This is a genomic window from Neisseria sp. P0019.S003, assembly GCF_051957115.1.
GTDB lineage: Bacteria > Pseudomonadota > Gammaproteobacteria > Burkholderiales > Neisseriaceae > Neisseria > Neisseria flavescens_D.
In genome coordinates this window covers 1-446 of sequence record NZ_JBQCWT010000088.1, presented here as the reverse complement: position 1 = coordinate 446, position 446 = coordinate 1, and the positions used below count along the sequence as shown (strand labels likewise).

At 48.9% G+C, this 446-nt stretch carries 1 protein-coding gene; it reads left to right on the top strand.

The genetic code is table 11. The features are described from left to right. Nucleotides 1-201: 201 nt before the first annotated feature. A partial coding sequence (locus ACTHTS_RS11225) for an alanine--tRNA ligase-related protein (protein ID WP_440370084.1) occupies nt 202-446 on the top strand: 245 nt, incomplete at its 3' end.

The following is a 446-nucleotide window of genomic DNA, read 5'->3' as shown; positions in this document are numbered from 1 at the left end:
GCAAGCCCGAGCGGATAGGCTTCATTGTTAAAAGATATCGCCCCGCTTAAGGCCGTCTGAAAGACAGATTGCAGCCAACTTAAAACCTTTCTGCCGATAGCTTGAAATATGGTTTTGCGGTAAGAGAACGCCCATTCGTTTTTAATCGCAACGCGCCGTCCGGGCCGTCTGAAATCCTTGTAAAAAATTTATCGAGACATTATGAAAACCACCGAACTACGCCAAAAATTCCTGAAATTTTTTGAATCTAAATGCCACACCATCGTCCGCTCTTCCTCGCTCGTGCCACACGACGACCCGACCCTGCTGTTTACCAACGCAGGCATGAACCAATTTAAAGACGTATTCCTCGGCTTTGACAAACGCCCATACAACCCCGCCACTACCGCGCAAAAATGCGTACGCGCAGGCGGCAAACACAACGACTTGGAAAACGTCGGCTACAC